Origin of the sequence: Pararcticibacter amylolyticus (assembly GCF_003130405.1) — a bacterium.
GTDB classification, from domain to species: Bacteria; Bacteroidota; Bacteroidia; order Sphingobacteriales; family Sphingobacteriaceae; genus Arcticibacter; species Arcticibacter amylolyticus.
Map to the genome: position 1 here is coordinate 1 of NZ_QEAS01000132.1, position 339 is coordinate 339.

The following is a 339-nucleotide window of genomic DNA, read 5'->3' on the forward strand; positions in this document are numbered from 1 at the left end:
TGCGAGCTTTTGCTGCTGTTGCTTAATTATCTTGTTCTGTTTAATCAAATGAAGAGTGAGTTCTTCAACTTTTTGAAGGAGTTTAAGTTGCATATCTGAAACAGAAATGCCCTCCTTTTGCATACTCTCTGCAGAAGGTATTTCCGGGAGATGTTTGTTCTTTCTGATGTAGTTCTCCACATCTTCTAAAGAGGTTAAATTATAGTTGTCGTTGAACACATAATCGGGAGCGGGCACGCTCAAATCAACTTTGATCTCTTCTGCATGTATCTTTCCCTTGACAGTTAATCTTGAATCAGGAGATAAGGTTCCAATACCCACGTTGCCATTCAGAATGGC

1 pseudogene is annotated in these 339 nt (G+C 39.5%); it reads right to left on the reverse strand.

Going from position 1 to position 339, the window contains the following annotated elements:
* A pseudogene (locus DDR33_RS26350) lies at window positions 1-339 on the reverse strand (tail fiber protein); the annotation flags it as partial.